The organism is Mycobacterium sp. (genome assembly GCF_040398885.1).
Lineage (GTDB): Bacteria > Actinomycetota > Actinomycetes > Mycobacteriales > Mycobacteriaceae > Mycobacterium.
In genome coordinates, this window is the sequence record NZ_JBBATF010000131.1 from 1 (window position 1) to 9,058 (window position 9,058).

A 9,058-nucleotide genomic window follows, 5' to 3' on the forward strand; every position below is an offset into this window, starting at 1 on the left:
GCTTTCGGCGGGGCCGCGGCCAGCAGGGTGACCGGTTCCGCGGGACCGCCGAAGTCGACGCCCGGCCCGCCGGGGATCTGCGCTGAGGACGCTCCGAGGACGACCGTCGCGACCGCCGCCGCGCCGCCGGTGATCAGCACCGACGTACGACGTCGCATGACCTCTCCTCGGTTCGGCGAGCACCTCTGCGTGGGGTTCCCCGGCGGAACCCCGAATGGACCAGGGTAGCCACCCTCTTTCTACACCGCTTGATTCCTCCGCCGCGGCATGTCGGGACACCGGCGGGTCGGGCGATTTCGCCCCCCGCGGCACGTCTGGCACAATACGAGTAGTTGACCGCGCGGGCCTTCGCCTGCTGCGACAGACATCCGACCACCGCACTCGGCGATGTCGGGCGCACCTGCCCACGACTACCGCCGTGGCCCGACCGCAAGGAACATCAGGAGATGAACACTCTCGACTTCGTCGACCAGGCGTCGCTGCGCGACGACATCCCTGCCTTCGGACCCGGTGACACCGTCAACGTCCACGTCAAGGTCATCGAGGGCAACAAGCAGCGTATCCAGGTCTTCAAGGGTGTGGTGCTGCGACGGTCCGGCGGCGGCATCCGCGAGACCTTCACCGTGCGCAAGGAAAGCTACGGCGTAGGCGTCGAGCGGACGTTCCCGGTGCACTCGCCCAACATCGACCGCATCGAGCTGCTAACCCGCGGCGCCGTGCGTCGGGCCAAGCTCTACTACCTGCGTGAACTGCGGGGCAAGAAGGCCAAGATCAAGGAGAAGCGCTGAGCTTCGACACGCGGGCCGCAGAAGCGCTGAGCTTCGACTTCCTTTCCGCCAGCGAGGCTTCTGGTCCCCCGATCGCTACGCTGATCTCGTGACCGTCACCCCCGACCCGGCCGATTCCACATCCGAGGACCTCCAGGGGGCCGCTCCGGCAAAGCCGGAGAAGAAGCGGTCGGCGCTGCGTGAGGGCGCGATCCTGGTAGGCACGGCGGTCCTGCTGTATTACGTGATGCTCACCTTCGTGGCGCGTCCCTACCTGATCCCCTCGGAGTCGATGGAGCCCACACTGCACGGCTGCAAGGGCTGTGTGGGGGATCGGATCATGGTCGAGAAGATCAGTTACCGGTTCGGCGAGCCCGAACCCGGTGACGTCGTCGTGTTCAAGGGCCCGCCGAACTGGAACGTCGGGTACAAGTCCATCCGCTCCGACAACGTCGCCTTGCGGTGGGTGCAGAACGCCCTGTCGTTCATCGGCTTCGTTCCGCCGGACGAGAACGATCTGGTCAAGCGGATCATCGCGGTGGGCGGCCAGACCGTGCAGTGTCGCGCCGACACCGGTCTGACCGTTGACGGCAAGCCGCTCAACGAGCCCTACCTGAACGCGCCGACCATGATGGCCGATCCGGTGGTGTACCCCTGCCTGGGCAACGAGTTCGGGCCGGTGAGGGTGCCCGACAACCGGCTGTGGGTGATGGGAGACAACCGCACCCATTCCGCGGACTCGCGGGCGCACTGCACCAGCGCCCCCGCCGAGGCGCAGAAGGGCATCCTGTGCACCGGGGATCCCGTCTCCGGAACGGTGCCGGTCGACAACGTCATCGGTAAGGCGCAGTTCATCGCATGGCCGCCGACGCGCTGGGGTGGGGTCTCGTCGCACGACCCGCAGCAGGGCTGAATGACGGCCAGGAGAGCGGCCGTGACGTGGCCTCCGCGCACGGTCATCCGCCGCTCGGGTCTGCGGACCCTGGAGTCGGCGCTCTACCGCAGCGGGCTGGGCCCGGTGGCCGGCGTCGATGAAGTCGGCCGCGGGGCCTGCGCGGGGCCCCTCGTCGTCGCCTCGTGTGTCCTGGGGCCCAACCGGTTTGACAGTCTCGCTGCCCTCGACGACTCCAAGAAGCTCACCGAGAAGGTCCGCGAGCAACTCTTTCCGCTGATCCGCCGCTACGCGCTGGCATATCACGTGGTCTACATCCCCACCGCCGAGGTGGACCGCCGCGGTGTCCACGCGGCCAATATCGAAGGCATGCGCCGTGCTGTCGCCGGGCTGCCGGAGCGGCCCGGGTACGTCCTCTCCGACGGTTTCCGGGTGCCCGGGCTGCCGATGCCGTCGTTGCCGGTGGTCGGTGGGGACGCGGCGGCGGCCTGTATCGCCGCGGCCAGTGTGCTGGCCAAGGTCTGCCGCGACCGACTGATGGCGGCCATGGACTCCGAGCACCCCGGGTACGGATTCGCCGAGCACAAGGGGTACAACACCCCGGCGCACGGGGCGGCCCTGGCCGAGCACGGGCCGTGCCCGCAACACCGCCGGTCGTTCATCAATGTCCGTCGGGTGAGCGGGGCGGCCGGCAGTGAACTGGTGGCGGAATTCACTGCGACGGCGCGCGGAGCGCAGGGGTAGGACAAGATGGAACCAACACACACCGACCATGAACCGCAAGGACCGCTGAGCTGATGAGTGCCGAGGATCTCGAGAAGTACGAAACCGAGATGGAACTCTCGCTCTACCGGGAGTACAAGGACATCGTCGGGCAGTTCAGCTATGTCGTGGAGACCGAGCGCCGCTTCTACCTGGCCAACAGCGTCGAACTGGTGCCCCGCAACAGCGAGGGCGAGGTTTATTTCGAGCTGCGACTGGCCGACGCCTGGGTCTGGGACATGTATCGGCCGGCCCGCTTCGTCAAGAAGGTGCGGGTGATCACCTTCAAGGACGTCAATATCGAAGAGGTCGAGAAGCCGGAGTTGCGACTGCCGGAGTGACGTCGGCGGCGGTGGCGGCCGACGTCATCGGCGGTCCGCAAGGCTGTGCACGGAAGCGGCGCTGGGGATAACTGCCTCCTGCCAGGCCTCCTCGGGCGATTCCCGTCGGCCTCCCGGCCCACCCTGGGGCCGTGACGACATTGACCCGACAGGAACTCGGTGCGCTGGGCGAGCAGGTGGCCGTCGATCATCTGCTCGCACTGGGGACGCGGATCGTGCAGCGCAATTGGCGCTGCCGCTACGGCGAACTGGACGTGATCGCCGCCGACGACGACACCGTGGTGTTCGTCGAGGTGAAGACCCGGACCGGGGACGGCTTCGGCGGTCTGGAGCATGCGGTCACCCCGCGCAAGCTGAGCCGCATCCGTCGGCTGGCTGGAATCTGGCTGGCCGGCCAGGACGTCCGTTGGGCCGGCCTGAGGATCGACGTGATCGGGGTGCGCATCGGCCGGACCCCGGCGCCCGAGGTCCTCCACCTGCGGGGAGTCGGCTGATGGCACTGGGCCGGGCCTTCTCGGTCGCGGTGCGCGGCCTGGACGGTCAGATCGTCGAGATCGAGGCCGACATCAGTTCCGGGTTGCCGGGTGTGCATCTGGTCGGACTACCGGATGCCGCGCTGCAGGAGTCCCGGGACCGCGTCCGGGCGGCGATCACCAACTGCGGCCAGACCTGGCCGACGTCCCGGTTGACGCTGGCCCTGTCGCCGGCCACGCTGCCCAAGACCGGGTCGCTGTACGACATCGCCCTGGCCTGCGCCGTACTGTCCGCCGCGGGCAAGAAGCCCTGGCATCGCCTCGAAAAGACGGTTCTTTTGGGTGAATTGGCCCTCGACGGCCGGGTCCGCCCGGTTCAGGGCGTGCTGCCGGCGGTCCTCGCGGCACAGCGGCAGGGTTGGCCGGCCGTCGTGGTCCCGGTTGAGAACCTCTCCGAAGCCAGCCTGGTCGACGGTATCGAGGTGCACGGCGTTCAGGCCCTGGGGCAACTGCTCCGTTGGCTGGAGTCCGGTACCGGTTTGGACGGCCGGGTCGAGGATCCCGCCACCCACACCGACCCGGTGGCCGACATCGGCGATGTCATCGGGCAGGCACAGGCCCGGTTCGCCGTCGAGGTCGCCGCCGCCGGGGCCCACCATCTCATGCTGACCGGCCCGCCAGGTGTCGGCAAAACCATGCTCGCGCAACGACTTCCGGGTCTGCTACCAGACCTGACCGGCGGCGAGGCACTCGAGGTCACGGCCATCCATTCCGTCGCGGGACTGCTTTCCAATAGGACGCCGCTGATAACCCGGCCGCCTTTCATCGCCCCCCACCACTCGTCCAGTGTGGCCGCGCTCGTCGGCGGGGGCTCCGGGCTGGCCAGACCGGGTGCGATAAGCCGGGCGCACCGCGGGGTGCTGTTCCTCGACGAATGCGCCGAGATCCGGCTCAGTGCCCTTGAAGCCCTGCGAACTCCGTTGGAGGACGGCGAAATACGCCTCGCCCGACGCGACGGCGTGGTTGCCTACCCGGCCCGCTTTCAGTTGGTGCTCGCCGCCAACCCGTGCCCTTGCGCGCGGACCGATCCGCGCGACTGCGTCTGCACAGCGCAGGACAAACGCCGCTACCTGGGCAAGCTTTCCGGTCCACTGCTGGACCGGGTGGACCTGCAGGTGCAGATGCACATGGTGCGCGCCGGTGCGTTCGCCTCCGATGAGTCCGAACACAGCGCCACTGTCCGGGCCAGGGTGGCGCAGGCCCGGGCGGCGGCCGCCGAGCGTTGGAGCCCTTACGGATTCAGCACCAACGCCGAAGTGACCGGAACGGTACTGCGCAGGGGGTTCCGCCTCGGGACGGCTGCGATGGCTCCGCTGAAGACCGCACTGGACCGGGGCGTGCTGAGTATCCGCGGGGTACATCGCGCGACCCGGGTGGCGTGGACTCTTGCCGACCTTGCCGGACGCACCGTGCCCGGCCGTGACGACGTCTCCGTCGCCCTGAGCTTTCGGCGACCGGAGATCAAACCATGACCGATGCGGTGCAGACACGCGCCTGGGCCTATCTGTCCAGGGTGGCCGAAGTGCCCTGTGCCGGGCTCGCCGAACTGGTCAAGCGGGTCGGTGCGGTGGAGGCGACCGAGCGGATACGTCGCGGCGAGGTGGATCAGGGGTTGGCCCAGCGAACCGAGGCGCGGCGCGACATCGATTGCGCTGCAGAGGATCTCGAGCTTCTCCGCCGGCGTGGCGGGCGACTGGTCACCCCGGACGACAGCGAGTGGCCGCTGCTGTCGCTGGCTGCGTTCGCCGGTGTGCCGGTGCGGGACAAACCAGAGGGCCGCGCACCGTTGGCGCTGTGGGTCATCGGCCCACTGCGACTCGATGAGGTGGCCCAACGGTCCGCCGCGATCGTCGGTACCCGGGCCTGCACCGCCTACGGCGAGCATGTCGCGGCGGATATCTCCACCGGCCTGGCCGACGAGGATGTGGTTATCGTGTCCGGCGGCGCCTACGGAATCGACGGTGCCGCCCACCGCGCCGCACTGGCCGCCGACGGGATGACGGTGGCGGTGCTGGCCGGGGGAGTCGACGTGCTGTACCCGGCAGGGCACTCGGCACTGTTGCACCGGGTCGCGCGCCACGGCCTGCTGGTCAGCGAGTACCCGCCCGGAGTGCGTCCGGCCCGGCACCGCTTCCTGACCCGCAACCGGCTCGTCGCCGCACTCTCCGGAGCGACGGTGGTGGTGGAGGCGGGCTTGCGCAGCGGAACGGCCAGCACTGCGGCGTGGGCACGTGCGCTGGGCCGGGTGGTCTGCGCGGTGCCGGGTCCGGTCACCTCCGCGGCATCGACCGGCTGTCACGTTCTGCTGCGCGGCGGCGCCGAGTTGGTCACCCGTGCGGAGGAGGTCCTCGAGTTGATCGGCCGGTCAGGTGAATTCGCCGAGGAACCCGACCGGCCGTCCAGTCCGCTGGATGCGCTGAGTGAGCGCGAACGCGTGGTGTACGAGGCGCTGCCCGGGCGCGGTGCGCGGACCACCGAGGAAATCGCCGTGGCTTCCGGCCTGCCGCCGGAGAGCGTTTTGGGACCGCTGGCACTGTTGGAGATCGGCGGCCTCGTTCAGCGTGACGAGGGGAGGTGGAGGCTGGCCCGTGCATCGGCGCGGTGACGCTCGCGCCCTTAGGATTCCGGGGTGGGCAGCCCCGATCATCCGTCGCTCCAGCGCCGACTCGGCGTCGGGGACGCGGTGGTGATCGGCTTGGGGTCGATGATCGGCGCGGGAGTCTTCGTGGTCTTCGGCCCGGCCGCGGCCGCCGCGGGTTCGGGCCTTCTGATCGGCCTGGCCGCTGCGGCGGTGGTGGCCTATTGCAATGCCAACTCCTCGGCGCGACTGGCGGTGATGTACCCGCAGTCCGGTGGCACCTATGTCTACGGCCGCGAACGACTCGGCGAGTTCTGGGGTTACCTGGCGGGTTGGAGTTTCGTGGTCGGCAAGATGGCCTCCTGCGCGGCGATGGCGCTGACGGTCGGACTGTACGTCTGGCCGGCTTACGCCCACCCGATCGCGGTGGCGGTCGTGGCCGCCCTGACGGCGGTGAACTACCGCGGCATCCGGAAGTCGGCGCTGTTGACCAGGGCCATCGTCGCGGCGGTGCTCGCCGTGCTGGCCGGGGTGGTGGCGGCGGTCCTGATCAGCGGCCGCGTCGACCCGGGGCGGATCACCCTCGTCGGCGGCACCGCGGGCGGGGTGCTGCAGGCCGCCGGCCTGTTGTTCTTCGCCTTCGCCGGTTACGCACGCATCGCGACCCTGGGCGAGGAGGTGCGCGATCCGGCCCGCACCATCCCTCGTGCCATCGGGCTCTCGCTCGCCATCACGCTCACGGTGTACGCGGTTCTGGCAGTGATGTTGCTGGCCGTCCTGGGGCCCGGATTGCCCACCGCTGCAGCGCCGTTGGCGGATGCGGTCCGGGTTTCGGGGCCCACCTGGCTGGAACCGGTGGTCAGGGCCGGCGCAGCGGTGGCGGCGTTGGGATCGCTGCTGTCGCTGATTCTGGGTGTCTCGCGCACCGGTCTGGCGATGGCCCGTGACGGTCATCTTCCCGCGGCCCTCGCCGCGGTGCACCCCCGGTTCTCGGTACCGCACCGGGCGGAGGTCGCCGTCGGAGTCGTGGTCGCCGTGGTGGCCGCACTGGCCGACGTCCGGTCAGCGATCGGGTTCTCGTCATTCGCCGTGCTGGTGTACTACGCGATCGCCAACGCCTCGGCCGCGACCCTGCCGGGCCGCCGGGTGATCCCCGCGGTCGGTCTGGCCGGTTGCCTCCTGCTGGCGGTGTGCCTGCCGTTGGGCTCGGTGCTCGTCGGGTCGGCGGTGCTGGCCGCCGGCGCGGTGGTGTACGCCTTGGCGCGGTCGGGCAATCCCGCACATAGGTGGTGGCCAAACGTCTGGCGTCGGTGACCGCCGCCGGCCGACACGCCCGCACCGGATCGCTCGCGCCGACCTCGACGTCTGCCACCGTGGGGGAGTGGACGCTCCGAACCGACATGCGGCCGTCCTCGAGGAGTACGCCGAGCATCTCGCCCTGGAACGCGGCCGTTCCGAGCACACCCGCCGCGCCTACCTGACCGACCTGCGGTCGCTGTTCGCCTTCCTCGGGGAACGCGCGCCCGGCGCCGGACTGGACGCGCTGAGTCTGCCGATGCTGCGGGCGTGGCTGGCGGCCCAGGCCGCCGGCGGGGCGGCCCGCACCACGCTGGCCCGGCGCACCTCGGCGGTGAAGACGTTCACCGCCTGGGCCACCCGCCGCGGCCTGCTGTCGGTCGACCCCGCCACCCGGTTGCAGGTGCCGAAGGCCCACCGGACCCTGCCGTCGGTGCTGCGGCAGGACCAGGCGCTGGCGGCGATGGCCGCCGCCGAGCGCGGAGCCGAGGAACGTCACCCGTTGGCGCTGCGTGACAAGCTGATCGTGGAACTGCTGTACGCCACCGGGATCCGGGTCGGCGAGTTGTGCGGTCTGGACATCGACGACGTCGACACCGGCCGGCGGCTGCTGCGGGTGCTCGGCAAGGGCGACAAGCAGCGCACCGTCCCGTTCGGCCGCCCCGCGCTGGCCGCGCTGACCGACTGGCTCACCGAGGGCCGGCCGGCCCTGGCCACCTCCGAGTCCGGGCCCGCCCTGCTGCTCGGCCCGCGCGGGCGGCGGTTGGATCCCCGGCAGGCCCGCACCGTGGTGCACCAGACCATGTCGGCCGTCGACGGCGCCCCCGACATCGGCCCGCACGGCCTGCGGCACAGCGCCGCCACCCACCTTCTCGAAGGCGGTGCGGACCTGCGGGTGGTCCAGGAACTCCTCGGTCACTCGACGCTGGCCACCACCCAGCTCTACACCCACGTCACGGTGGCCCGGTTGCGGGCGGTCCACGACCAGGCCCACCCCCGGGCCTAAAGTTCCCGGTGGGTTTGAGCCGCACCGGCGTGGCGGCCAGCAGGCCCAGCGGGTCGACGTACCGCGCCCGGGAAGCCGGCCCCCAATAGGCTCCCCAGTGCAGGCATGCCGGTGCCGGGCAGCCGCTGTGCCCGGCCGTCAGGCGCCCCAGCGGGCTCCCCGCGTCCACCCGCCGGCCGACCCGCACCGCCGCCTGAACCGGCTCGTAACTGGTGCGGAGACCGCCGTCATGCTGGATCGAGACCACCGGCCGGCCCGCCACCAGGCCGGCGAACATCACCGTGCCCGCCCCGGCGGCGTACACCGGCTGGCCTGGCGCCCCGGCCAGGTCGACGCCGCGGTGTCCGCGTTGCCAGTCCGGCGTCGGCGCGTCGAACCCGCGGGTCACCGCAGGAACGGCCGGGCGCAGCGGCCACTGCAGCCGCACATCGTCGGCCCAGCAGGCCGGGGCGAACACCAGCAACCCGGCCACCGCCGCCACGACACGCATCCGACCAGTTCAGCGGTACGGACCCCGGCCACGTCCTCGGGCGGCCGCCGATTGGGGATCAGCGGGGCGCTGTGTGTAAACTCAGGCCTGCAATTCGCGCACGCGCGGATTGACTCCGCGCGTCTGTATGCCTTGTTGCCGAGTCAACATTCGCCGCACGTGCCGGTTGGTCCCGTCCAGGCGGGTCGGCTTGTGCGCAGACGCCAGGGTCCGGCGTCACCCGTCGCCGGACGGCAACCGACAACACAATGAGGACCTGGCTGACTATGGCCGTTATAACCATGAAGCAGCTGCTTGACAGCGGCACCCACTTCGGGCACCAGACCCGTCGCTGGAACCCCAAGATGAAGCGGTTCATCTTCACCGACCGCAACGGCATCTACATCATCGACC

Annotated in this window: 10 protein-coding genes and 1 pseudogene; 10 read left to right on the top strand and 1 reads right to left on the bottom strand. The window is 70.4% G+C overall.

The genetic code is table 11. The annotated features are described in order from the left end of the window. The first annotated feature begins 446 nt into the window (after window positions 1-446). The 9 genes from rplS to ADBZ5U_RS12210 all read left to right on the top strand — a co-directional run bounded on the left by rplS (window position 447) and on the right by ADBZ5U_RS12210 (window position 8,175). Window positions 447-788, top strand: a complete 342-nt coding sequence (rplS, locus tag ADBZ5U_RS12170) for a 50S ribosomal protein L19 (RefSeq protein WP_526265796.1) — start codon at window positions 447-449, stop codon at window positions 786-788. Between the two features lie 88 nt (window positions 789-876). Beyond that, window positions 877-1,680: a signal peptidase I gene (gene lepB / locus ADBZ5U_RS12175; protein WP_526265778.1), complete on the top strand. Its 804-nt coding sequence runs from the start codon at window positions 877-879 to the stop codon at window positions 1,678-1,680. Next, on the top strand, window positions 1,681-2,403 hold the full coding sequence (locus ADBZ5U_RS12180; protein WP_526265780.1) for a ribonuclease HII: 723 nt from the start codon (window positions 1,681-1,683) through the stop codon (window positions 2,401-2,403). It begins immediately after the preceding gene. 53 nt (window positions 2,404-2,456) lie between these two features. After that, window positions 2,457-2,762, top strand: a complete 306-nt coding sequence (locus ADBZ5U_RS12185; RefSeq protein ID WP_526265782.1) for a DUF2469 family protein — start codon at window positions 2,457-2,459, stop codon at window positions 2,760-2,762. Window positions 2,763-2,893: 131 nt separating this feature from the next. Next, window positions 2,894-3,256 (top strand): YraN family protein, encoded by a 363-nt coding sequence (locus ADBZ5U_RS12190; protein ID WP_526265784.1) that lies wholly within the window; start codon window positions 2,894-2,896, stop codon window positions 3,254-3,256. Beyond that, window positions 3,256-4,767 (top strand): YifB family Mg chelatase-like AAA ATPase, encoded by a 1,512-nt coding sequence (locus ADBZ5U_RS12195; protein WP_526265786.1) that lies wholly within the window; start codon window positions 3,256-3,258, stop codon window positions 4,765-4,767. Before ADBZ5U_RS12190 ends, ADBZ5U_RS12195 begins: the two co-directional genes overlap by 1 nt. Continuing rightward, entirely contained in the window at window positions 4,764-5,900 is a 1,137-nt protein-coding gene (gene dprA / locus ADBZ5U_RS12200) for a DNA-processing protein DprA (protein WP_526265788.1), read from the top strand. Before ADBZ5U_RS12195 ends, dprA begins: the two co-directional genes overlap by 4 nt. Window positions 5,901-5,924: 24 nt before the next feature. Then, the gene (locus ADBZ5U_RS12205) at window positions 5,925-7,187 is read left to right on the top strand and encodes an amino acid permease (protein WP_526265790.1); all 1,263 of its coding nucleotides are present in this window, start codon (window positions 5,925-5,927) and stop codon (window positions 7,185-7,187) included. 67 nt (window positions 7,188-7,254) lie between these two features. Beyond that, window positions 7,255-8,175 carry a tyrosine recombinase gene (locus ADBZ5U_RS12210; RefSeq protein WP_526265792.1) on the top strand — a complete coding sequence of 307 codons (921 nt, stop codon included), beginning with the start codon at window positions 7,255-7,257 and terminating at the stop codon, window positions 8,173-8,175. Here ADBZ5U_RS12210 and ADBZ5U_RS12215 read toward each other — a convergent pair. After that, window positions 8,123-8,665, bottom strand: coding sequence for a M23 family metallopeptidase (locus tag ADBZ5U_RS12215; RefSeq protein WP_526265794.1), 543 nt, complete (start codon window positions 8,663-8,665; stop codon window positions 8,123-8,125). The two genes, ADBZ5U_RS12210 and ADBZ5U_RS12215, sit on opposite strands and share 53 nt — an antisense overlap. Before the next feature lie 266 nt (window positions 8,666-8,931). Here ADBZ5U_RS12215 and ADBZ5U_RS12220 point away from each other — a divergent pair. Beyond that, window positions 8,932-9,058, top strand: a pseudogene (locus ADBZ5U_RS12220) (30S ribosomal protein S2); the annotation flags it as partial.

Bases quoted from the DNA above. Each gene is read 5' to 3' on its own strand.
- dprA (WP_526265788.1), top strand. From the start codon at position 4,764: ATGACCGATGCGGTGCAGACACGCGCCTGGGCCTATCTGTCCAGGGTG.
- rplS (WP_526265796.1), top strand. From the start codon at position 447: ATGAACACTCTCGACTTCGTCGACCAGGCGTCGCTGCGCGACGACATC.
- ADBZ5U_RS12195 (WP_526265786.1), top strand. From the start codon at position 3,256: ATGGCACTGGGCCGGGCCTTCTCGGTCGCGGTGCGCGGCCTGGACGGT.
- ADBZ5U_RS12185 (WP_526265782.1), top strand. From the start codon at position 2,457: ATGAGTGCCGAGGATCTCGAGAAGTACGAAACCGAGATGGAACTCTCG.
- ADBZ5U_RS12180 (WP_526265780.1), top strand. From the start codon at position 1,681: ATGACGGCCAGGAGAGCGGCCGTGACGTGGCCTCCGCGCACGGTCATC.
- ADBZ5U_RS12215 (WP_526265794.1), bottom strand. From the start codon at position 8,665: ATGCGTGTCGTGGCGGCGGTGGCCGGGTTGCTGGTGTTCGCCCCGGCC.